Origin of the sequence: Nocardia sp. NPDC056000 (assembly GCF_042269265.1) — a bacterium.
Classification (GTDB): Bacteria; Actinomycetota; Actinomycetes; order Mycobacteriales; family Mycobacteriaceae; genus Nocardia.
This window is the reverse complement of the sequence record NZ_JBHJXS010000016.1, coordinates 168,255-189,876: the sequence shown is the minus strand read 5'-3', so window position 1 is coordinate 189,876 and position 21,622 is coordinate 168,255. Positions and strand designations below refer to the sequence as shown.

Genomic DNA, 21,622 nt, shown 5'->3' with positions numbered 1-21,622 from the left:
GGACCGACGCCGGTTTTCCGTTGTGCCAGAACTTACTTCAGCTTGTCGCTGCCCAGGTTCAGGATGCGGCGGGCGACGATGAGTTGCTGGATTTGCTGGGTGCCTTCGAAGATGTCGAGGATCTTCGAGTCGCGGCCCCACTTTTCCAGGAGGGTGCGCTGGGAGTAGCCCGTTGCGCCTGCGAGTTCGACGGCCTTGAGGGTTACGTCGGTGCCCATGCGGCCGGCCTTGGCCTTGGACATGGAGGCTTCCAAGGAGTTGGGCTTCTTGTTGTCGGCCATCCATGCCGCGCGGAGGGAGAGGAGGTAGGCGGACTCCCAGTCGGCTTCCATGCGGAGGAATTCGGCGGCGGCGGCGTGCTGGTTGTTGGCGGGCTTGTCGTAGTCGATTTCGATGCCGGCGTCGGAGAGGACCTTGCGGAGCTCTTCGAGGGCGGCGCGGCCGACGCCGACGGCCATGGCGGCCACGAGGGGGCGGGTGTTGTCGAACGTCTGCATGACGCCCGCGAAACCCTTCTCCACGTTGACTTCCGGGCTGCCGAGGATGTTGTCCTTCGGGATGCGGCAATCCTCGAAACGGATCTCCGCGGTGTCGGACGCCTTGATGCCGAGCTTGTGCTCGAGGCGGGACACGGTGAGGCCCTTGGCATCACGCGGAACCACGAAGGACTTGATGGCGGCGCGGCCCAGCGACTTGTCGACCGAGGCCCACACCACGATGTGGGTGGCGCGCGAACCGGCGGTGACGAAGATCTTGGTGCCGTTCAGGACCCACTCGTCACCGTCGAGGGTGGCGGTGGTCGAGACCGCGGCCGAGTCCGAGCCGAAGGACGGTTCGGTGATGGCCATGGCGGCCCACACCTTGCCGAAACGCTGCAGCTGCTCATCGGTCGCGACCGCGGCGATCGCGGCATTGCCCAGACCCTGGTAGGGGATGGACAGCATCAGGCCCGCATCGCCCCAGCAGGTCTCCAACGCGTTCAACAGCGCGGACATATTGCCGCCGTTGGTGTTTCCGAGCAGCTCGGTGGCGTGCACATCCGGCTCGGCCGCACCCTCACCCTTGGCCTTACGGCCGCCGGTGGCGCCGGAGATGTCCTGGGTGCCCGAATCGGACAGGCCCTCGATCATGGCGGCCATGGTGTCGAGCTCGGTCGGGTAATCGTGCTCGGCCAGGTCGTACTTGCGCGAAGCCGGGCGGAAGATCTCGGCGGCAACCTGGTGGGCCTGGTTGGCGCTGGCCCGCAGCTTCTTGGGGAGTTCGAGATTGATCATGAGTTGTCTCTCCGTTGAGAAGTCGGGTCAGAGAAGGACGACGCCCTCGGCAACGCCGATGGCACGAAGATCGCGGTACCAGCGCTCCACCGGGTGCTCCTTGGTGAAACCGTGACCGCCGAGCAGCTGCACGCCGTCCAGGCCGATCTGCATGCCCTTCTCGGTCGCCAGCTTCTTGGCCAGCGCGGCCTCGCGAGCGAACGACAGGCCCTGCTCCGCGCGTGACGCACCCCGCAGCGTCACGAGGCGCAGGCCGTCGAGCTCGATGGCCATATTGGCGACCATGAAGGCCACCGCCTGGCGATGCGCGATCGGCTCACCGAACGCCTCGCGCTCCTTCACGTACGGAATCACGTAGTCCAGCACGGCCTGACCGGTACCGACCGCCAGCGAGGCCCAGCCCAGGCGGGACAGGCGCACGGCATCCGCGTAATCCTCGGAGCGCTGGGCGGTTTCGGCATCACCCAGCAGCGCGCTGGTGGACACGGCGACATTGTCGAGAATCAGGCGCCCCAGACCGGCGGCGCGCAGACCCATCGAAGGATCGGCCTCCACGACCACACCCTGCGTGTCCGACTCCACGATGAAGAAAGCCGGACGACCGTCGAGTTCGGCTGCCACGATGAACAATTCGGCATCACCCGCGGCCGGAACCAGGCTCTTCACACCGTTCAGACGGTAACCGCTGGGCGAGCGGGTGGCCTTGGTCTTCAGCGCGAACGGATCGAACAGCGCCTGCGGCTCGGAGATGACGACCGACGCCTGCGGCACATTCTCACCGGCGAACGAACCCAGGTAGGTCTTCTGCTGCGCGTCGGTGCCCCACTGGGACAGCGCGACGGCCACACCGCTCGGCGCGAGCAGCGGCAGCGCCAGACCCATGTCACCGTGCGCGAGCGCCTCGGCGACCAGGGCATTGGTGACCGCGCCACGCTCGGCGGCCGCGCCCTCGAACTCCTCGGGCACATTGATCAGCGTGATGCCGAGCTCGGACGCGCGCTCGAGCAGATCGCGCGGGGCCTTGGCGGCATTGTCGGCGTCATAGGCGGCCGGGCGCAGGATCTCGGCGGCGAACTCACGGACCGTCTCGACGATCATCTGCTGATCGTCGGTCGGGGTCAGGTCGAAGTAGTCCTTCTTCTTGGACTCGTTGGCGGGCAAGCGCTTCGGAGCGCCACCACCGGAAACCTTCTCGAAGACGCGGGTCGCGGCGCCGAGGCTGCGGAAACCGGTCTTGGTGCCCTCGTACGTCAGCCGTTCGATGGGCTTGCGCAGGTTGTACTTCTCCGCGAGTTCGGACCCCGTGATGGTCGTCATGACCCGCATCGCAGCGCCCATCCAGTCGCGCTTGACCGGGTTGAGGCCTACGGCGGAAGTATCCGGACGTCGCGTCTTTGCGGTGTCTCGAGTGCTCATAATCACCAGTTTTCTTGAGTGTGGAGGGTGATCCTGCCCAGCAATCTTACTCCAGAGTAAGACTATCTTACTTCAGAGTAAGAACTGACGTCGAGGGTTGTCGAATCGGCTGGTCAGCGCGGTGGTTTCGCAAGTCTCCAATGCGCCATGGCCAATAGTGAAACAAACGTCATTCAAAAGGTCTACGAGTGGGCTACGGTGTCGGCGCACCCTTGCACCCCATATGGAGGTCTCCCTAAATGAAAACGCTGGTAGGTACCACCGGCGCGATAGCCATCGCACTGTTCATCGCCGCCGCCCCGAACGCGTCCGCCGAGGGCATTCCGCTGCAGGACATCGGCACCGTCACCGAAGGCGGCATCAACACCGGCTCCGGTAACGGCGGCGGTGGCGACTCCGGCTCGTCGGCCGGATTCGGCTCGGTCCAGCTCGGCAACGGCGGCTCCAGCGCCGCGGGCACCGGCTCGGGTCAGATCAATACCGGCTCCGGCAATTCCGGCTCGGGCTACAGCCCCGTCGCGGGCCCGTCCACCACCGGTTCGGCCGCCCCCACCGGCGGCACTTCCTCCGCGGCCTGACCGCACCACCTCCCGGCGTCGGGACCGCAGCCCCGCGTCGGGTTCGCATGGGAAACGGGTGCGCGAAATCCATCCGGAGTTCATCGCCGTTTGACACGCTGGCCGAATGTACTGGGTGGCGGGCATTTTCGCGGCGGTTCTGCTCGGCTTCGCGGATCGGTACGGATATCACCGCGACGAGATGTACTTCCTGGCCGCGGGACGGCGGCTGGACTGGGGATACGCCGATCAACCACCGTTGGTGCCGCTGATCGCGCGGGGGATATCCTCGATCGACTCCAATTCACTGATACTGCTGCGCATTCCGGCGATACTCGCCGCGGTGGCCGTGGTGCTCTGCGCGGGCTGGATGGCCCGCGAACTCGGCGGGGGACGGGTAGCGCAGGCCCTGTCGGCAGCGGCGGTCGCCGCTTCGGCGCTGGTCATGGCGGCCGGACATCAGCTCGGCACAACGGTTTTCGACCTGGTCATCTGGTGTGGGATCACTCTGCTCGCAATGCGGTTGCTCCGCACTGACTTCCAGCCACACCGCTGGCTGCCGATCGGTGTGCTGGCGGGAATCGGCCTGCAGAACAAGGCGCTGATGGCGATTCCGCTGCTGGTGCTGGCCCTGTCGCTCGCAATGGTCGGACCTCGAAAGATCTTCGCCACCCGGTATTTTCCGATCGCCATCGGCATTGCCGGCGTGCTGGTGCTGCCCTACCTGTGGTGGCAGGGGAGTAATGGCTGGCCGCAATGGGAGCTGAGCCGTTCCATCGCGGGCGGATCCTCCGGCACCTCGAACTCGCCGCTCGCCTTCGTCTTGCTGCAATTCGGGCTGATGGGCCCATTGCTGGTGCCGCTGTGGATATTCGGCCTCTATCGGCTGGGCCGGGATATCCGGTATCGCGCCTTCGTGCTCACCTACGCGCTGCTCTTCCTGATCTTCGCACTCACCGGCGGTAAGGCGTACTACCTGGGTGGCATGTACCCGCTGCTCCTCGCGGCCGGAGCCGTGGGTCTGGCCCCGAAGCTCGCGGATCGTCGAATACGCGGCGGCGCGGTCGCTTTCGCGGTGGCCGTGAACGCCGCCGTCTCGGCCGTGCTGTTCCTGCCGATCCTCCCGGTCTCCGACCTGCCCGATTCTCCGGTGCTCGCGATCAACTACGACGCGGGCGAGACCATCGGCTGGCCCGGCTTCGTGCGCCAGATCGCCGATGCCCGTTCCCGTTTCGCCCCGGACGCGGAGATCCTCACCGCCAACTACGGTGAGGCGGCAGCCATCGAGCGCTTCGGTCCCGCGTACGGCCTGCCTGTGCCGCACAGCGCGCACAATGCGTACTGGTGGTGGGGTCCGCCCGCCGAAGGCCGTCCGGTGCTCACCGTCGGCCTGAATCCGGGCCGCCTCGCCCGCCTGTGCGCCAACCCCGAGCCGGTTGGCCGGATCGATAACGGCCTCGGCATCGACAATGACGAGCAGGGTCGCACCCTGTATGTATGTCGCGCAACGCTATTGCCCTGGAGTCGGACCTGGCCCACCCTGCGCGTGCTCGGATAGTCCGGAGTTACCAGAGAATTCGGGGCTTTGCGAAAACTTTACGTTTCACTACCGTCCGAGTCGGCAGCGAGTAAGACTCACCAGACAAGGACTCGAAATGAAGCGTTCAATCGCCGGTATCGCCGTGGCGGGCGCCCTGTTCATGCCCATTCAGGCCGGGGTGGCCGCGGCGCAATCGCCGGTCGCCGCGCCGGTCGCGACCTCCGGCTCCTCCGGTTCCTCGGAGATCGGCTGTACCTCCAACACCGATCCGACCTGCTCGCCCATCGTCAAGGCGCTGGTCGGCCTGCTGTCGGGGTCGTCCACCGGTTCCAGTAAGGGCGTCGGCACGCCCAACGCCTGAGGTCGGGACCTATCCGCGTGGCCTGCGGCTCCGAATTTGTTGATACGACACGTGATCCGCATCAATAAGCGTGGATAATAGGTTTACCCAAGGTATTTCGCGATAAACCCGTCAAAACTGCTTGCGTGCACCATGATTCGCTGCGTGGCGAGTCTTGCATAAGCGGGAACTCGATACGGTTATTTCGTTTCCATCACGCCAACTGTCAAGCCTCACTACGTTTTTCGACGAGACGAAAGGAGGATTGGTTATGTTGTCAGGACTCGTCTCTGTGGTTACCAGTCTGCTCAGCGGCCTCGTGGGGGTGCTCATCGGCACACCCGGCGGTGGCGGCGGCGGTTCCGCCTAGATCTCGACCGAACGAACGTGAACGCCCCCGCACTGCAGGCGGGGGCGTTCGTGTGTCCGGGGTATCAGGCGGCGAGCGCGGCCAGAACCTGGTCCTGCAGATGGGAATTCGTCGCCACGGCACTGCCGCCGTGCGGTCCGGGATTACCGTCGAGGGAGGTGAACGAGCCACCCGCCTCACGAATCAGAATGTCGAGAGCCGCCATATCCCACAGCGACAGTTCGGGTTCGGTGACGATATCCACCGCACCCTCCGCCAGCAGCGTGTAGCCGTAGAAATCGCCGTAGCCGCGGGTCCGCCACACCTCATCGGTGAGCGCGATCAACTTGGCCCGCCGCCCGATCGCCCGCCAGCCCGACAGCGAGGAGATCGCCAGGCTCGCCGCGCCCAATTCGGCCACCGCCGATACCGAGATGGCCTTGGGCTCGGACTTCTCGAAACTCGTCCACGCGCCCGCGCCTGCCGCCGCCCACCAGCGCCGCGACAGCGCCGGAGCGCTCACCACGCCCACCACCGGCACGCCGTCCTCGAGCAGTGAGATGAGCGAGGCCCACACCGGCACGCCGCGCACGAAATTCTTGGTGCCGTCGATCGGATCGATCACCCACTGGCGACCGGAGAACTCGGCATCCCCGCCGAATTCCTCGCCGAGCACCAGGTCGGCGGGCCGCTCGGACCCCAGCGCCTCGCGCACCATGCGCTCCACGGCCAGGTCCGCATCCGATACCGGGGTCAGATCCGGCTTGGAATCGATCTTCAGATCGAGAGCGCCGAACCGGTCACGGGTAATGGCGTCGGCCGCGTCGGCCAGCCGCAGGGCGAGTTCGAGATCACTGGAGTAGGTGGTCACTCACAACACGCTAGCGCCCCCGGGTTACCGTCGCGCGTCGGCCGCAAACTTCTCGCATTCACCGCGCTGCGGTAGAGCGGCCGCCACCCGCGCCGCGCCATGATTCCCCCGGCTCAGGCCGAAGCGCTGAGTTCGCGGGCATTGGCCAAAGCGCTTGACCACCAGCGCAATTGGTCGAGCATGGCCGCCGCGGCCGCCTCCGGGGCCGCCGGGTCGAGCAGCTCCCCGTCCGGGCCGAAGAGCAGGAAGAACTTCGGGAAGATCAGATACTCCCGCACGGTGTGCGCGTTGAGCTCGGTGAACACATGCCGCAGATGGTTGATCGCCATCAACCCGCCGCTGCTGCCGCCGTAGCCGACGAATCCGATCGCCTTGCGCTGCCACTGCGTGAAATGCCAGTCGATGGCCGTCTTCAGCGAGGCCGGATAGCTGGCGTTGATATCGGGCGTCACGATCACCACCGCATCGGCGGCATCCAGGCGCTCGGTCAACTCCGCGGTGCCCGCCGGACGCGGCGGATTCGGCTCGATCATCGGTGACAGCGCCGGAAGCTCGTGCGGCAGTGGGTAATCCGCCAGATCGATGACATCCACCTCGAAAACCCCGTGCCGCCGAGCCTGTTTCGCGAACCAGGCCGCGGGGACCGGACCGAACCGCCCCTCGCGGGTGCTGCCGATGATCACCGCGAGGCGGGGAGCTGTGCTGCTCATGTCGGACTCCTTCGATATGTCCCGGGCGGCCCGATCGGCCGCTGCGGACAACTCTCCGATTCGGGCGGCCGGACAGGGAGACCGTGCCGAGAGTGGTAGTGCCGGGGCTACTCTCGGCACCGCCGGAGTTGGTACGTTCGAAGAGTGAGTGACAACGAGCTCGGGCTGTTCCTGCGCACGCGCAGGGAGGCGGTCACGCCCACCGACGTGGGCCTGCCCGCCGGGCCGCGCCGCCGCACGCCCGGGCTGCGCCGCTCCGAACTCGCCACCCTCGCCGGGGTCAGCGTCGAATATCTGACCAGACTGGAACAGGGCCGCGATCGGCATCCGTCCGCGGCGGTGCTCTCCGCCTTCGCCGACGCACTGCGCATGACCCGGACCCAGCGCGTGCACCTGCATCAACTGGGCAAAGGAGCCGATCCCGGCTTCAGTTGCAGCGGCGGCGCCGGACCCAATCGGCAGGTGCGCCCGGCCATCCGGGCCATCCTCGATCAGCTCGAGCCCGCGCCCGCCGTCGTGATGAACCGCCTCAGCGAGATACTCGCCTACACCGAGGGCTATCGCAGTCTGATGGCCCCGCTCGGCCTGCTGGACGGCGGCGACCTCGACAGCTACGCCCGGTTCGTCCTGACCGATCCGCGTGCCCGCACCGCCTATCCGGATTGGGAACACAAGGCCGACAAATGCGTCGCCTCCCTCAAACAGGGTCCGGGTCGCGCCGATCCGCAATTGGCCGTCCTCATGGACGAACTCACCATTACCGCCGGTGAGGATTTCACCCGGCGCATGGACACCATCCCCGGCCTGCCCGACCACAACGGCGTCGGCCGCCTGCTGCACCCCGAAGCCGGAATGCTCCGCCTGGCCTACGAAACCCTGCATCTGTCGGCCGATGACGATCAGTACGTCATGATCTACCTCCCCGCCGACGAATCCACCGCCACCGCGCTGGACACCCTCATCGGCCGCAAGCCCGGCAGCCTGCGCGCCGTCGCCGGTTGAAGAGCCGCACCCGGAACGCCTTCGCGGATCGCTGAATCCGCCGCACCCACTTGACCGTGGCGCGGCGGGTGCACGCGTGTCCGCGCACCGCCGCGCGCCCGAACTTCTCCGGCGGTATCGACCGCCCCACCCGGCCGCGCCGCACGCGGCGGGTCTCCCTTTGTTTATCGACCTTGAAAGGGGCGGTAGCCTTGAACACCGTGCATCCTGACGTCTCCGCTGACCTGGCCGAACTCGACTCGACTCTGAAGACCATCGAGTCGGTGCTCGACATCGAAGAACTGGTCCGGCGGATCGACGAACTGGAACAGCAGGCCGCGGATCCCGAACTCTGGAACGACCAGGACCACGCGCAGGCCGTGACCAGCGAACTCTCCCACGCCCAGAGCGAACTGCGCCGGGTCCAGGAGCTGCGCCAGCGGCTCGAGGACCTGCCGGTGCTGTACGAACTCGCCGAGGACGAGGAGGGCGACGCGCGCGCCTCCGCCCTCGCCGACGCCGACGCCGAGCGGGCCATCCTGCACGGCGATGTGGAGGCCCTCGAGGTCCGCACCCTGCTGTCCGGCCAGTACGACAAGCGCGAGGCGCTGGTCAATATCCGCTCCGGCGCGGGTGGCGTGGACGCCGCCGACTGGGCGCAGATGCTGATGCGCATGTACGTGCGCTGGGCCGAGCGGCACAAGTACAGCGTCGAGATCTACGACACCTCCTATGCCGAAGAGGCGGGCATCAAGTCGGCGACCTTCGCCGTGAAATCGCCCTACGCCTACGGCACACTTTCGGTGGAAATGGGTACGCACCGTCTTGTGCGTATCAGTCCGTTCGACAACCAGGGCCGTCGCCAGACCTCGTTCGCCGAGGTCGAGGTGCTGCCCGTGGTGGAGACCACCGACCACATCGAGATCCCGGACGGCGAGGTGCGCGTCGATGTGTACCGGTCCTCCGGACCCGGCGGTCAGTCGGTCAACACCACCGACTCGGCGGTGCGCCTGACGCACATTCCGACCGGCATCGTCGTCACCTGCCAGAACGAGAAATCCCAACTCCAGAACAAGATTTCGGCCATGCGCGTGCTGCAGGCCAAACTGCTGGAGCGCAAGCGGCAGGAGGAGCGCGCCCAGATGGACGCGCTCAAGACCAATGAGGGCGCGTCCTGGGGCAACCAGATGCGCTCCTACGTTCTGCACCCGTATCAGATGGTCAAGGATCTCCGGACCAGCTACGAGGTCAACAATCCCTCGGCCGTACTCGACGGTGACATCGACGGTTTCATCGAGTCCGGAATCCGCTGGCGGATGCGGGAGCAGTCGACCACCCAGGGGTAAGTCATATGAGTTCGATACTCGCCGCGAATACCGGTGCCGACCTAGGTAATTGGCTCCGGTCCAGCGGTCTCGAGATCGTGCTGCTCATCGTCGGTGCGATGTTGTTCTCGCGCGCGGCGACCTACGTGCGCGACCGGATCACCCGCAAGATCGACACCTCCTTCCGCAGCAGCGATTCGCTGGTGCGGTCCGAGGCGGCCAAGCACCGGCATGCGCTGGCACAGGTCATCACCTGGGTCGTACTGTCCATCGTGTACTTCCTGGTGGCGCTGGAAGTCTTGCGCCGCATGGGATTCCAGCTCGGTGGTCTGGTGGCCCCGGCCGCGGTGCTCGGCGCCGCACTGGGTTTCGGCGCACAGCGCGTGGTACAGGATCTGCTCGCCGGATTCTTCCTGATCACCGAAAGGCAGTACGGCTTCGGCGATGTCGTGCGCATCGCCGTCACTGGCTCCGCGGTGGAGGCCGAGGGTACGGTCGAGGACGTCACGTTGCGCGTCACCACCTTGCGCAGCGTCGACGGTGAAGTGATCATCGTGCCGAACGGCCAGATCGTGAAAGTGACCAACCTGTCGAAGGATTGGGCGCGTGCCGCCATCGACGTGCCCGTACCCGCTACCTCCGATATCAACAAGGTCAATGAAATCCTGCGGGAGGTGGGTGCGAAAGCGTTCGCCGATCGCAAATTGAAGACCCTGCTGCTGGACGAGCCCAGCGTCATGGGTGTCGAAGATCTCACGGTCAATCAGGTCAATATCAAGATGGTGGCCCGGACACTGCCGGGCAAACAGTTCGAAGTCGGTCGTGAGCTGCGGGTGCGGGTGGCCGCGGCGCTCCGCCGGGAGGGTTTGAGTGAAAACACGTAAGTCCACGGCGATCCTCATCACGGTCTGGGTCGCCACGTTCGTTCTCTACCTGTTCGTGAAACCCGAAACCACCACGGGGCCGGACTATCCGGCCTTCGTGAACTCGGTACTCAGCAACCCGATGTCTGGCCCAACTGAGCCATCCGCCCGCTAACGGCGTGTCTGCGCGGCGTGGCCGGGTAACGGTCACGTCTCGCTAGACTGGGCTCCCGTGATAACCCTGGCGAACGTCACCAAGTCCTATAAGACCTCGACGCGGCCCGCCCTGGACAACGTCTCGGTCGACATCGGAAAAGGTGAGTTCGTCTTCGTGATCGGACCATCGGGATCCGGTAAGTCGACCTTCATGCGATTGCTGCTCAAAGATGAGAAGCCGACCGCCGGAGAAGTCTGGGTCGCCGATTTCCGGGTCGATAAGCTACCGGCCCGCAAAGTGCCCAAACTGCGACAGCGCATCGGCTGTGTCTTCCAGGATTTCCGGCTGCTGCAACAGAAATCCGTCGAGCAGAATGTCGCCTTCGCGCTGGAGGTGATAGGCAAATCGCGCACCTTCATCCACCGTGCGGTCCCCGAAGCGCTCGATATGGTCGGACTTTCCGGCAAAGCCGATCGACTGCCCAGTGAGCTGTCCGGCGGTGAACAGCAGCGCGTGGCCCTGGCCCGCGCCTTCGTGAACCGGCCCCTGGTACTGCTCGCCGACGAACCCACCGGCAACCTCGATCCCGAAACCAGCGCCGACATCATGACTTTGCTCGAGCGCATCAATCGCACCGGCACCACGGTGGTGATGGCCACCCACGACAACACCATCGTCGACGCCATGCGACGGCGGGTGGTCGAACTGGATCGCGGCCGGCTGGTCCGCGATGAGGAGATGGGCGTCTACGGGGTGGGCCGGTAATGCGCCTCGGATTCCTTTTCGGTGAGGTTTTCACCGGCCTGCGCCGCAATATCACCATGACCATCGCCATGATCCTGACCACGGCGGTCTCGCTCACCATGCTGGGCGGCGGCCTGCTCGCGGTGCGCATGGCGGACAAGATTCAGGACTACTACGTCCAAAGGGTCGAGATCCGGCTGTATCTGGACGATGACGTCTCGCGCACGGATCTGGACTGCACGCAGGAACCGTGCAAAACGCTGATGTCGGATCTGAAGAAGCATTCGGATGTGGCGAGCGTGCAGTTCGTCAACAGCGCCGACGCGGTGAAGGAGGTCAAGGAGACCACCTTCAAGGATCAGCCCGGACTCGCCGATGAGGTGAGTAGGGACGGACTGCCCGCATCGTTCCGGGTGAAGCTCAACGATGTGACCAAATACCGGTCCATCTATGACGATTTCGCCAAACGGCCCGGCGTCATGACGGTGCTCAACGATATGGACATCGTCGACCGGCTGGTGAGTTTCTTTGTCGGACTTCGCAATGCGGCGTTCGGGCTCGCGGCGTTGCAGGCGCTGGCGGCGCTGCTGCTGATCGCCAATATGGTGCAGGTCGCGGCGCTGGCCCGCAAGACCGAGGTCGGCATCATGCGATTGGTCGGCGCGACGCGCTGGTACACGCAGCTGCCATTCCTGCTGGAAGCGGTGTTCGCGGCCGCCATCGGGTCGGCGCTGGCCATCGGCGGCTTGTTCATCGCGCAACCGCTGGTGATCAATCGGGCGCTCGGCAGTCTGTTCAATGATCAAGTGCTGCCGCGCATCACCGGTGACGACATCGCGACCGTCGCACTGATCGTCACCCCGATCGGCATCGGATTCGCGGCGCTCGCGGCCTACGCGGCACTGCGGTACTACGTCCGGGAGTGAGATCGCTCACGCCCGCCCGGGATTCGCATACCTCGTGAACCGGGCGGGTGGGGGTGCGAAGTTGCGCATCGTGTGCGGAAGGCGAAACGGGTGTCGGGCCGGATCCGTAGGATTGCGCGGGTGAGTGCACCGGAGGTCGAGACCGTCGCAGCCAACGCAGCCCCCATGGACGCGGGAAGCGCTGCGGCGCACCAGGTTCTGCAGAAGACGTTCGGCTACGACAGTTTCCGCGGGCCGCAGCGCGCGATCGTCGAGCAGGTCATCTCCGGCGGGGATGCGCTGGTGCTCATGCCCACCGGCGGCGGTAAATCGCTGTGCTATCAGATTCCCGCGCTGGTGCGGCCGGGCGTGGGCGTGGTGGTGTCACCGCTCATCGCGCTCATGCAGGATCAGGTCGACGCCCTGAACGCGGTCGGCGTGCGCGCGGGCTTCCTCAATTCCACCCAGTTCCCGGATGAGCGGCGCGCGGTCGAGGCGGCATTCGTGGCGGGGGAGCTGGATCTGCTCTACCTCGCGCCCGAGCGATTGCGGCTCGAATCCACCGCGCAACTGCTCGATCGCGGCAAGATCGCGCTGTTCGCCATCGACGAGGCACACTGTGTCTCGCAGTGGGGCCACGATTTCCGGCCCGACTATCTGGCGCTGTCCATGCTGCATCAGCGCTGGCCGGATGTGCCGCGCATCGCGCTGACCGCCACGGCGACGGCCGCCACGCGCAAGGAGATCGCCGAACGGCTCGATCTCACCGAGGCCAAGCATTTCGTGGCCAGCTTCGACCGGCCCAATATCCAGTACCGGATCGAAGGTAAGAACCGGCCGGAACAGCAGCTGCTGGCGTTTATTCAGGGCGAGCATGCCGGTGATGCCGGCATCGTCTACTGCCTCTCCCGCAATTCGGTGGAGAAGACCGCCGCGTTCCTGTCCGCCAATGGCGTCACGGCGGTGCCGTACCACGCCGGTCTGGACAACCGCACCCGCGCGACCAACCAGGCGCGGTTCCTGCGCGAGGACGGGCTGGTCGTCGTCGCCACCATCGCCTTCGGCATGGGCATCGACAAACCCGATGTGCGATTCGTCGCGCACCTGGATCTGCCCAAATCGGTGGAGGGCTACTACCAGGAGACCGGCCGCGCCGGGCGCGATGGCCAAGCCTCCACCGCGTGGATGGTCTACGGCCTCAGTGACGTTGTGCAGCAGCGCAAGATGATCGACTCCTCCGAGGGCGACGCCATGCATCGCCGGCAGCTGCAACTGCATCTGGACGCCATGCTGGCGCTCTGCGAGACCGTCGAATGCCGCCGCACCCAGCTGCTCGCCTACTTCGGTCAGCCGGGGGAGCCGTGCGGCAATTGCGATACCTGCCTCAATGCCCCCGAATCGTGGGATGGCACCGTGCCCGCGCAGAAGGTGCTCTCCACCATCCTGCGGCTCAAGCGCGAACGCGGGCAGAGCTTCGGCGCGGGCCATATCGTCGACATCCTGATCGGCAAGCGAAACCCCAAGGTGGAGCAGCACGCCCACCATGAACTCAAGGTGTTCGGCATCGGCGCGGATCTGCGCGATATCGAATGGCGCGGTGTGGTCCGCCAGCTGCTGGCCCAGGGCCTGCTCGCGGTGCACGGCGATTACGGCGTGCTGACCCTCACCGAATCCTCCAACGAGGTGCTCTTCGAGGGCCGCCAGGTCAAACTCCGCCGCGAACCCGAACGCACCAAATCGACGCGAACCGCCAAGTCCGCCAAGGCTTCCCGCGCCACCGCCGACCTCGCCCCCGGCGATGCCGACCTCTTCGAACGCCTCCGCACCTGGCGCGGCGCGACCGCGAAGGAACAGGGCGTGCCCGCCTATGTCGTCTTCCACGACGCCACCCTGCGCGAAATCGCCGCCCGCAAGCCGGCCAGCCTCGCCGACCTCGGCACCATCTCCGGCATCGGTGAGAACAAGCGCGCGAAGTACGGCGAAGGCGTGCTGGAAGTGGTGGCGGGCAGCGCCTCCGCCACCCCGGCCTCCGCCCCGGCAGCCCCCGCGCCCGCGAACCCGGCCCGGCCCGCGAGCCGCTTCCCCGCGCCCACCACCACAGCCCGCGAATCCGCCACTCCCGCAACCCGATCCACCACCCGCCCTGTGTCATCCCCGGACGCACCGCGCGACCCCGCTCCCGGATCGAAACCGCAGCGGAGCGCCCCCCGGTCCAGCCCGCCGCCCTCGTCCCGCCCCGGCGCGGCCACCGCGGCAAGCCCAGCCTCGCCCTACGACGATGTCCCCTGGCCCGACGATATGCCTCCCGACTTCGACGAACTCCCGCCCGACTTCGGCTAGCTCGATCATTTCGCCGACGGCCAAGGACCCGTGTCCGAGGCCGCTGGCAGCGGATTTGGTTGCTGGGCGGGAGCACGATAAGCTTTCGGAGCTGCCACGGTGGGCGTCGGATTCTTCCGGTGTTGATCGTGAGCGACCTTGGTCCCGTCGTCTAGCGGCCTAGGACGCCGCCCTCTCAAGGCGGTAGCGCGGGTTCAAATCCCGTCGGGACTACAACGAAACCCCAGCCATCGGCTGGGGTTTTCGCATTTCCGGGGTCCGCGATAAATCGGTCGCGCGAAACGGGCTGTTCTGGCTACCTTGGAATCCGGCCGCGAGTCAGGGGCGCACCGGAATCTCCGGAGCGCGTTCCCCATATCGGTTGCGGTCAACTTTCTGGTGACACAGGTCTTCGACCTGTCGAGGTTCAACTCCTTAGTGTGATGCGCCCTGCCCGGATTCCGCGGTCACGCGGCTTTGCGAGCTCTCCGTCTTCGGACGGGGGAGGCTCCCGCCGCCTGCCGTGCCGGGCAGGGCGTATCCGGTCGTCACCGAATCATCAGGCGCGGCAGGGAGATTGATATGACGAAGCTGAAGCTGTTCACGAAAAACTATGCGACCGTGATGGATTGGCAGCGCACGCTGCTGTACCGGGACGGCATGCTGGAGCGGGTGCTGGAGCCGGGACGGCACCGGTACGACGCCGAGCGCTGCTCACTGGTCAGCGTCGATATGCGCCCGCGCCTGCTGCAGGTGGGCGGGCAGGAGCTGCTCACCCGCGATGGTCTCTCGGTGCGGGTGAGCTACGCCGCCGACTGGGTGGTCACCGATCCGGTGGCCTTCACCACCGGCGCGCAGTACGCCGAACCCGTGCTCTACGGCGCGATCCAGGAAGCCGTTCGCGATCTGATCGCCGCGCACACGCTCGATGAGCTGGTCGCTGATCGCGCGCTCCTCAACGGTGACGTACGGCGCGTGGCCACGGCGGTCGAGCACCTCGGAATCAAGGTGTCCGGACTCCGGGCCAAGGATCTGATGCTGCCGGGCGAGCTGCGCAAGGCCGCGCTGGAGACGGTGCTGGCCCGTGAGCGCGGTCGTGCCGAGTTGGAGCGGGCCCGTGCCGAGGCGGCCGCGCTGCGTTCGCTGGCCAATACCGCCAAGTTGCTCGACGAGCACCCGGCGCTGCTGCGCCTGCGCACCCTGCAGGTCGCCACCGCACCGGGCGCGAAGGTCGTGCTCGACGCGGGCATCGGGTCACGACTCCCGGAGTAGGGGTCGCGGGTCGCGGTCCCGGCACGGAGTGGGGTACGTGCTCCGGAATAATCGGTCGGCCGCGGCCATTACTCTGGGTCGCGATATAGACGACAGCGGTTCGACCGGGGCCGGGATCGGCGCCCGGGACACAGCTCGGTGCGGAAGGTGTTCCGTGCCGGGCGACGCGACGATAGAGGGAGCATGAAGGAGAAGGGGCGCAAGGTAATCGCCAGCAACCGCAAGGCGCGGCACAATTACGCGATCATCGACACCTATGAGGCCGGGATCGCGCTGGTGGGTACCGAGGTGAAGAGCCTGCGCGAGGGGAAGGCGTCTTTGGTGGACGCCTACGCGACGATCGATGACGGTGAGGTCTGGCTGCGTGGTCTGCACGTGCCGGAGTTCTCGCACGGCAGCTGGACCAATCACGCGCCGCGGCGTACGCGCAAGCTGCTGCTGCATCGCCGCGAGATCGACAAGCTGGTCGGCAAGACCAAGGAGTCCAGTCTCACGCTGGTGCCGCTGTCCATGTACTTCTCGGACGGCAAGGTGAAGGTCGAGCTGGCCCTGGCTCGCGGTAAGCAGGACTACGACAAGCGGCAGGACCTGGCCAAGCGCGATGCCGAGCGCGAGGTCACCCGTGAGATCGGCCGCCGGATCAAGGGTATGCGCTGAGCCCGGGTTCGTCATCGGCGAACACCCCGCGTGACGCGCGGATAATGGGATGATCCGCTGTTTGGGTGGTGTTAATATGAATCGCCCGGTGCGAGCCGGGCAGTTCACTCGAATCGGTGAACACAGACGGGGCTGAACGGTTTCGACTGCGTACGTTGATTCAGGGGAAGCGTGTCAGTGCAGGCAGGAGACCACTGTATAAGCGTCGCTGCAACCCTATAAGCGCCGATTCCAATCAGCGCGACTACGCTCTCGCTGCCTAAGCAGTAGAGCGTGTCTGTCAGCCCGGGTTCGCCCTCGACCCGGTCCCTGGCATCAGCTAGAGGGCTTACCGTTCGGCTCGGTCGCGGAGTCGAACGGAACATCCAACAGCGACTGGGATCGTCATCTCGGCTTGTTCGCATGACTGAGAGATCCGAGTAGAGACGTTGCGAACTGCACACGGAGAAGCCCTGAAAATGCGGCGGAGGACCCGGGTTCGATTCCCGGCAGCTCCACTGACACGAAGGCCCGGTCCACACGGACCGGGCCTTCGTCGTTGAATCGACTTGGCGCCCACTTAGTGAAATAACATATTTTTAGAATAAAGACATGCCAATAGTTTCGGGGGCACCTGGCACGTATTGTCACTGTCGGGGAACTGCGCGTGAATAGAAACCGGCGAGTAACAGGTATTTCCGTTTCTCCGGATCGAATCCCCGGCCGTCGGCGGGCAATGTCGGAATTCGTAACCTGGGTCACATTCATTCAAAGCAAACGGCTATCACGAGCCCCCGTGGTCCATTTGCGGGTTCCAGTGATACAAACTAATATTTCACAAAATTGCACAATCCGAGCAGGTCCGAGCGTGCGCGCTCATCAAGTTCGCTGCCGGGGAGGAATCGGTTCACCAGCGAACAGATCGCGCGCGACACCACCGTGTAGCGGCGTCGAACGCGTCTGTCGGAAAGCTCTTGGGGGCAGTTCATGGCATCGGTCTTTGCGCTTCGCGCCGAGCCACAGGTTATTTCGGATAGGCATACTCATCCACCTCATCCACAGTTCGCTTTCCGCGGTGTGGCCCTGATCGCATTGATCTCCGGGATAGCGCTGACCGTGACGGCCGGCCGCTATGACTTCTTCGGCGACGAACTCTATTTCCTTTCCTCCGGCCGGCGACTCGACTACACCTACGCCGATCAGGGCGTGGTGGTGCCGCTCTTCGCCCGGATAGCGGATGTGCTGGCACCCGGTTCGCTGATCGCATTGCGGTTCCCGGCCGTGCTGATGTGCGTCGGCGCGATCGTGGTGGCGGCATTGATCGCCTACGAGCTCCGCGGCAATCGCCGCGTCCAGATGCTCGCCGCGGGCACCTATGCGACGTCCTACCTGGTGGTGACCCAGGTCGCCCTGAGCACCTTCTCCTTCGACGCCACCCTCACCGCCGTGATCACCTGGCTGCTCATTCGCTGGGTTCGCACCAGGCAGGACCGGCTGATCATCGTGGCGGGACTCGTGGCCGCGGTGGATATGCAGGTGAAGTGGATGATCCCGATCGTCTGGGCCTGCCTGGGCCTGGCGGTCATCGCCTGCGGTCCCCGGGAGGTGCTGCGCCGCCCCGCGCTGTGGATGGCGAGTGCGATCCTGGCCCTGTCTCTGGTGCCGATTCTCATCTGGCAGTCCCGGCACAACTGGCCGCAGCTGGCCATGGGCAAGATCATCGGCGCCGAACAGGACGCCACCGGCTACGGTCCGATCGGATTCCTGCCGCAGTGGCTCGGCCTGGCCGGATTCCTGGGCACCCTGATGATCGCCGCCGGATTCTGGGGCGTGTGGAAGATGGAATCGCTGCGGCCGTACCGCTTCATCGCGGCCGCGCTCGTCATCATGACCGTATTCGTCATCATCACGCACGGCCGGCCCTACTATCCGACCGGCTTCTTCCCCGCCATGTTCGCCCTCGGTGCGGTCACCTTCTGGCAATTCGACCGCAAGCGCTGGATGAACCTCGCGATGATCCCGCTCATCGCGGTCACCGTGGTGACCTATATCGGCACGCTGACCTTGATGCCGCTGCCGTCCAGCTGGCGCACCCAGACCTACGACGCCATCGACCTGGGCTTCCGCTCGGGCCTGTGGGGTACCACCAATTGGGACAAGCTCGTTGCGGCCGTCGACACCGGGTACGGCACCCTGACGCCGGAACAGAAATCGAACTCCGCCATTGTCGCCCAAGGCTATTGGCAGGCGGGCGCCATCGAGGAGCTGGGCGGCCGGTACGACCTGCCCGCCACCTACAGCCCCAGCCGCGGCTTCGGCTTCTTCGGCCCGCCCCCGGACAGTGCCACCACGGTGGTCTTTGTCGGCCTGGACACCGCCGAACCCGACCTGCGTTCCCGCTTCGGCAAGGTCGAACGCGTGGCCCGGCTCGACGACCCGATGGGCATCCCCGGCATCGATCGCATGGTCTCGGTGTGGAAATGCCAGGACCCCAAGCAGTCCTGGTCGACCATGTGGGACTCCATGACCACCCTCTACTTCGATCTCGGCCAGTGGCGTGATCCGAGATGGACCACGCGCCCCACGCACTGACGACTCCCATCGAGGCCCGGTTCATCAGGACCGGGCCTTCGTCGTCCGGCCGTCGGCGTCAGCCGAAGTGCAGTAGCGAGACGGTGCCCGCGATCAGGCAGTAGAGGGCGAAGACGAGCAGGGTCCGGGTGCGGAAGTGGTGCTCGAGGTAGCGCACCGCGAGCCAGGAGGAGATGCCGGAGGCCAAGGCGCCCAGCAGGATCGGGCCGATATCGGAGCTGGAGGCACCCGACAGATCGTGCAGGTCGTACAGGCCCGCGCCCAGGATGGCCGGGGTGGCGAGCATGAAGGCGAATTTGGCGGCGTGCTCATGCTCCAGGCCGCGCCACAGGCCGCCGACCATGGCCAGCCCGGCGCGGCTGAAACCCGTGAGCAGGGCCCCGGCCTGCACCATGCCGATGCCGAGGGCGTCGACGGTGGTGAGCGCGGCCAGCGGCCGATCCGCTTGCAGGCGTGGCAGTTCCGCGGTGGTGAACATCGAGCGACGGGTTTCCCGGCGGGCGAAGCGCCGCCCGTACTCCGCGAGCGTGGGTTCATTGCGCCTGCGCAGCGCCTCGCCGACGATCAGCGCCACGCCGTTGAGCGTGAGGAAGAGCGCGGCCGCGAAAGGACTGGAGAACAGCTCATGCAGCGGGTGCTGTAGCAGCGGGCCGAGGACGGCCACCGGCACGCTGCCGACGACGATCAGCCAGGCCAGCCGCTGTGGCACGGTATCGATTCGCCCGGTGCGCAGCGATACGGCGAAACCCGTTGTGATGGAGCGCCAGTCGCGCCGGTAGTGCCACAGCAGCACCACCGCCGTCGCCACGTGCAATGCCACCACGAACGCCAGATACGGTGTGTCCGAGGGGCTTTCGTCGTCCTGCGGTAGTTCGCGCCAGGCGCCCCCGAGCCAGTCCGCCAACAGGACCGAATGCCCCAGGCTGGAGATCGGGAAGAGTTCGGTGACTCCCTGCACCGCGCCGATGACAACCGCTTCGAAGTAGGTGAGCATCGCGAACGAGTTTCGCACGGGCCGCTCGAAATCCCGCAGTCGGTTCGCCCCGTCGAAGCTCCGAATATGCTGTGAATCAACAGCTTTCGCCCGATTGGTACGAGATGTCCGATCTTGATCCGCCCGGCGCGGGCGATTACGCGACCAAGACCCTCGTCATCATCAACCACCGGTTAACGACCATTGGGTGATTCGTTCTTGATCATGTCCGGCGGACGGTTGATCGTGGACCGGATAGGTGAAGGTGTTTCAGAGAGGTCGGCAGTGAATATTCCGCACATCAGGCACAGGTTCGTCGAGGTCGACGGGGTGCGGGTCTTCTATCGGGACGCGGGTCCGGCGGATGCGCCGGTGTTGCTGCTGTTGCACGGGTTTCCGTCGGCGTCGCATCAGTTCCGGCGATTGATGGACGCGCTCGGCGGGCGGTACCGGTTGGTCGCGCCGGACTATCCGGGGTTCGGGCATACCGAGGTTCCGGCGGGTTTCGGCTACTCCTTCGATCGGCTGGCCGATATCGTCGGGGGCTTCGTGAATGCGCTCGAGCTGAATCGATTCGTGCTGTACGCCTTCGATTTCGGCGGTCCGGTGGGGTTCCGGCTGGCCACCCGGCATCCGGAATGGATTGCGGGACTGATCATTCAGAACGCGAACGCCTATGACGACGGCCTGTCCGATATGGCCCGGGCGATGAGCGCCAATATGCCCGGCGTCGCGGGCGCGGAGGACAATGTCCGGCAGATTCTGGAACTGCCGGTCACGCGGAGTCAGTACGAGGGCGGCACCACCGATACCGAACTCATCGCACCGGACGGCTGGACCCTGGATCAGCATTTCCTGGATCTCCCGGGCCGCAAGGACGCGCAGATCGAGCTCGCGCTGAACTATCACAGCAATCTCGACCTCTATCCGGTCTGGCAGCAGTGGCTGCGGGAGCATCGCCCGCCCGCGCTCATCCTCTGGGGTCGCAACGACGCCTTCTTCCCGGAGGCGGGCGCGCACGCGTACCTGCGTGATCTTCCCGAGGCCGCGCTGCATCTGTTCGACACCGGGCATTTCGCGCTCGAGGAGAATCTGCCCGAGATCGCGCCGCTCATCGCGGACTTCGTCGACGGTCTGCGCCGGGAGCCCTTGAAGATCGCCGTCATCGGCGCGCGCGGCAACCTGGGCAGTGCGGTCGTGCGGGCGGCCACCGCCCGCGGCATCGCGGTCACCGCGTTGGATCGGGGCGCGGTGGAGGTGACCGATCCGACCTCGATCAAGGAGGCCGTCGCCGGTCACGATGCCGTGGTGGTCGCCATCAAGGGTGATGATCACCTGGTGCCGCGCGGTGCGGCGGCGCTGCTGGAGGCGCTGCCGCTCGCCGGTGTGGATCGCCTGGTGTTCCTGGGTGGTGGCGGCAGCCTGGAGTACGCGCCGGGGCAGCGGTTCGTGGACTCCCCGGATTTCCCGGCCCAGTATCTGGAGACGGCGCGGGATCAGTCCGAGGCGCTGGAGATCTTCCGGAGTTCCGAGACCGGGGTGCGCTGGTCCTATGTCAGCCCGCCGCCGGTGCACCTGGTCCCGGGCGAGGCCACCGGGAGCTATCGGGCCGAGGCCCGCGATACCCCGATCGTGGCCGCCGATGGTGAAAGTCGCATCAGCGTAGGCGATTACGCGTCCGCCATCGTGGACGCGGTCGAGCGGGATTCGTTCATCGGCGCGCGCTTCACGGTCGCGTACTGAGCCCGATTCCGGCACCGGGCCGTCCGGCATTCCCGGACAGTTTTCCGGTGCCGGT

Annotated in this window: 17 protein-coding genes, 1 tRNA gene, 1 other RNA gene and 1 pseudogene; 15 read left to right on the top strand and 5 right to left on the bottom strand. The window is 65.9% G+C overall.

Features of this window, described 5'->3' with window-relative positions; translation table 11 throughout:
* Window positions 1–32: 32 nt before the first annotated feature.
* Both ACFC4D_RS39125 and ACFC4D_RS39120 read right to left on the bottom strand, forming a co-directional pair.
* Complete coding sequence (locus ACFC4D_RS39125) at window positions 33–1,274, bottom strand: acyl-CoA dehydrogenase family protein (protein WP_364639134.1); 1,242 nt, start codon at window positions 1,272–1,274, stop codon at window positions 33–35.
* 27 nt (window positions 1,275–1,301) lie between these two features.
* Window positions 1,302–2,696, bottom strand: a complete 1,395-nt coding sequence (locus tag ACFC4D_RS39120) for an acyl-CoA dehydrogenase family protein (RefSeq protein ID WP_375966194.1) — start codon at window positions 2,694–2,696, stop codon at window positions 1,302–1,304.
* A 233-nt stretch (window positions 2,697–2,929) separates the two neighbouring features.
* Between ACFC4D_RS39120 and ACFC4D_RS39115 the strand changes: the two genes are divergently transcribed.
* The 3 genes from ACFC4D_RS39115 (at window position 2,930) to ACFC4D_RS39105 (ending at window position 5,148) form a co-directional block, all read left to right on the top strand.
* On the top strand, window positions 2,930–3,268 hold the full coding sequence (locus ACFC4D_RS39115; protein ID WP_376071086.1) for a hypothetical protein: 339 nt from the start codon (window positions 2,930–2,932) through the stop codon (window positions 3,266–3,268).
* A 106-nt stretch (window positions 3,269–3,374) separates the two neighbouring features.
* Entirely contained in the window at window positions 3,375–4,805 is a 1,431-nt protein-coding gene (locus ACFC4D_RS39110) for a glycosyltransferase family 39 protein (RefSeq protein ID WP_376071083.1), read from the top strand.
* A 97-nt stretch (window positions 4,806–4,902) separates the two neighbouring features.
* Window positions 4,903–5,148 (top strand): hypothetical protein, encoded by a 246-nt coding sequence (locus tag ACFC4D_RS39105; protein WP_376071080.1) that lies wholly within the window; start codon window positions 4,903–4,905, stop codon window positions 5,146–5,148.
* Between the two features lie 413 nt (window positions 5,149–5,561).
* Here ACFC4D_RS39105 and hisN read toward each other — a convergent pair whose 3' ends face one another.
* Together hisN and ACFC4D_RS39095 are read right to left on the bottom strand one after the other, a co-directional pair.
* The gene (gene hisN / locus ACFC4D_RS39100; RefSeq protein ID WP_376071077.1) at window positions 5,562–6,347 is read right to left on the bottom strand and encodes a histidinol-phosphatase; all 786 of its coding nucleotides are present in this window, start codon (window positions 6,345–6,347) and stop codon (window positions 5,562–5,564) included.
* A 113-nt stretch (window positions 6,348–6,460) separates the two neighbouring features.
* Window positions 6,461–7,057 (bottom strand): NADPH-dependent FMN reductase, encoded by a 597-nt coding sequence (locus ACFC4D_RS39095; protein WP_376071074.1) that lies wholly within the window; start codon window positions 7,055–7,057, stop codon window positions 6,461–6,463.
* A 144-nt stretch (window positions 7,058–7,201) separates the two neighbouring features.
* Here ACFC4D_RS39095 and ACFC4D_RS39090 point away from each other — a divergent pair, with 144 nt between their 5' ends.
* The 11 genes and pseudogenes from ACFC4D_RS39090 (at window position 7,202) to ACFC4D_RS39040 (ending at window position 18,851) form a co-directional block, all read left to right on the top strand.
* Window positions 7,202–8,059 carry a helix-turn-helix transcriptional regulator gene (locus ACFC4D_RS39090; protein WP_376071071.1) on the top strand — a complete coding sequence of 286 codons (858 nt, stop codon included), beginning with the start codon at window positions 7,202–7,204 and terminating at the stop codon, window positions 8,057–8,059.
* Between the two features lie 200 nt (window positions 8,060–8,259).
* Entirely contained in the window at window positions 8,260–9,384 is a 1,125-nt protein-coding gene (gene prfB, locus ACFC4D_RS39085; RefSeq protein ID WP_376071235.1) for a peptide chain release factor 2, read from the top strand.
* A 5-nt stretch (window positions 9,385–9,389) separates the two neighbouring features.
* Complete coding sequence (locus ACFC4D_RS39080) at window positions 9,390–10,247, top strand: mechanosensitive ion channel family protein (RefSeq protein WP_375966210.1); 858 nt, start codon at window positions 9,390–9,392, stop codon at window positions 10,245–10,247.
* A 211-nt stretch (window positions 10,248–10,458) separates the two neighbouring features.
* Window positions 10,459–11,148 (top strand): cell division ATP-binding protein FtsE, encoded by a 690-nt coding sequence (gene ftsE, locus ACFC4D_RS39075; protein ID WP_364639110.1) that lies wholly within the window; start codon window positions 10,459–10,461, stop codon window positions 11,146–11,148.
* Window positions 11,148–12,053, top strand: a complete 906-nt coding sequence (gene ftsX, locus ACFC4D_RS39070) for a permease-like cell division protein FtsX (RefSeq protein ID WP_376071069.1) — start codon at window positions 11,148–11,150, stop codon at window positions 12,051–12,053. The genes ftsE and ftsX overlap by 1 nt, the downstream gene beginning before the upstream one ends.
* 165 nt (window positions 12,054–12,218) lie before the next feature.
* Window positions 12,219–14,039 (top strand): annotated as a pseudogene (gene recQ / locus ACFC4D_RS39065) (DNA helicase RecQ); the annotation flags it as partial.
* Window positions 14,040–14,512: 473 nt separating this feature from the next.
* Window positions 14,513–14,585 (top strand) — tRNA-Glu (locus ACFC4D_RS39060).
* Window positions 14,586–14,933: 348 nt separating this feature from the next.
* On the top strand, window positions 14,934–15,623 hold the full coding sequence (locus ACFC4D_RS39055; RefSeq protein WP_376071066.1) for a slipin family protein: 690 nt from the start codon (window positions 14,934–14,936) through the stop codon (window positions 15,621–15,623).
* Between the two features lie 183 nt (window positions 15,624–15,806).
* Complete coding sequence (smpB, locus tag ACFC4D_RS39050; protein ID WP_364639102.1) at window positions 15,807–16,280, top strand: SsrA-binding protein SmpB; 474 nt, start codon at window positions 15,807–15,809, stop codon at window positions 16,278–16,280.
* A gap of 128 nt (window positions 16,281–16,408) precedes the next feature.
* Window positions 16,409–16,780: a transfer-messenger RNA gene (ssrA, locus tag ACFC4D_RS39045) on the top strand.
* Window positions 16,781–17,336: 556 nt separating this feature from the next.
* The gene (locus ACFC4D_RS39040; protein WP_375966218.1) at window positions 17,337–18,851 is read left to right on the top strand and encodes an ArnT family glycosyltransferase; all 1,515 of its coding nucleotides are present in this window, start codon (window positions 17,337–17,339) and stop codon (window positions 18,849–18,851) included.
* Window positions 18,852–18,909: 58 nt separating this feature from the next.
* On the opposite strand, the gene ACFC4D_RS39035 is transcribed toward ACFC4D_RS39040, so the two are convergent.
* Entirely contained in the window at window positions 18,910–19,845 is a 936-nt protein-coding gene (locus ACFC4D_RS39035; protein ID WP_364640410.1) for an undecaprenyl-diphosphate phosphatase, read from the bottom strand.
* 264 nt (window positions 19,846–20,109) lie between these two features.
* On the opposite strand from ACFC4D_RS39035, the gene ACFC4D_RS39030 reads away from it, so the two are divergent.
* Window positions 20,110–21,567: an alpha/beta fold hydrolase gene (locus tag ACFC4D_RS39030; protein WP_376071064.1), complete on the top strand. Its 1,458-nt coding sequence runs from the start codon at window positions 20,110–20,112 to the stop codon at window positions 21,565–21,567.
* Window positions 21,568–21,622: the final 55 nt, after the last annotated feature.

Coding starts and splice junctions, on each gene's coding strand:
- ACFC4D_RS39125 (WP_364639134.1), bottom strand. CDS start 1,274: ATGATCAATCTCGAACTCCCCAAGAAGCTGCGGGCCAGCGCCAACCAG.
- ACFC4D_RS39115 (WP_376071086.1), top strand. CDS start 2,930: ATGAAAACGCTGGTAGGTACCACCGGCGCGATAGCCATCGCACTGTTC.
- ACFC4D_RS39110 (WP_376071083.1), top strand. CDS start 3,375: ATGTACTGGGTGGCGGGCATTTTCGCGGCGGTTCTGCTCGGCTTCGCG.
- ACFC4D_RS39105 (WP_376071080.1), top strand. CDS start 4,903: ATGAAGCGTTCAATCGCCGGTATCGCCGTGGCGGGCGCCCTGTTCATG.
- ACFC4D_RS39095 (WP_376071074.1), bottom strand. CDS start 7,057: ATGAGCAGCACAGCTCCCCGCCTCGCGGTGATCATCGGCAGCACCCGC.
- ACFC4D_RS39080 (WP_375966210.1), top strand. CDS start 9,390: ATGAGTTCGATACTCGCCGCGAATACCGGTGCCGACCTAGGTAATTGG.
- ftsX (WP_376071069.1), top strand. CDS start 11,148: ATGCGCCTCGGATTCCTTTTCGGTGAGGTTTTCACCGGCCTGCGCCGC.
- ACFC4D_RS39055 (WP_376071066.1), top strand. CDS start 14,934: ATGACGAAGCTGAAGCTGTTCACGAAAAACTATGCGACCGTGATGGAT.
- smpB (WP_364639102.1), top strand. CDS start 15,807: ATGAAGGAGAAGGGGCGCAAGGTAATCGCCAGCAACCGCAAGGCGCGG.
- ACFC4D_RS39035 (WP_364640410.1), bottom strand. CDS start 19,845: ATGCTCACCTACTTCGAAGCGGTTGTCATCGGCGCGGTGCAGGGAGTC.